This is a genomic window from Paenibacillus sp. VTT E-133291, assembly GCF_002264395.1.
Taxonomy (GTDB): Bacteria; Bacillota; Bacilli; order Paenibacillales; family Paenibacillaceae; genus Paenibacillus_AQ; species Paenibacillus_AQ nitricinens.
The window spans coordinates 1-531 of sequence record NZ_NFVA01000232.1 but is presented as its reverse complement, the minus strand read 5'-3'; the positions used below and the strand labels follow the sequence as shown (position 1 = coordinate 531).

General features: G+C 53.9%; 1 protein-coding gene. It reads left to right on the top strand.

What is annotated here, in order from left to right:
• Nucleotides 1–531 (top strand): peptidoglycan recognition protein family protein (locus CA598_RS31715; protein WP_143812506.1); only part of this gene is annotated, 531 nt, incomplete at both ends.

Sequence of the window (531 nt, the reverse complement as noted above, 5' to 3'; positions counted from 1 at the left end):
GCGTGCAATCGGCGGCCTGGATACGCTATGAGCGCGACGACTATTACGATTCACAATACGGGTAATCCGGCGTCCTCGGCAGCGAATGAACGCGCATGGCTAACGAATCCGACTAACGTGCGCCAAGCGTCATTCCATATCGTAGTTGATGAGCGCGAGGCAATCGAATGTTTACCGCTGACTGAGAACGCTTGGCATAGCGGAGACGGCAGCGCAGCAAAATCCGGCAACCGTACGTCGATCGGCGTAGAGATATGCGAAAGTGGTAACTACGCGAAGACGCTAGATAACGCGGCGGTTCTCGTTGCGTCGATGCTTAAGGAACGCGGATGGGGAACGGATAGATTGCGCCGCCATTACGATTGGTCCGCGAAAGTGTGTCCGCGATTAATGTACGAGGGTGGCAAGTGGACCGGATGGGCGGCGTTCAAAGCGCTAGTAGAAGCGCACCTAACGGCACGCAAAAGTGAGCCGAAGTTAAATCCGATTAAACAGGAGGTCAACGATATGATCGTATATAAAGCGAACGTA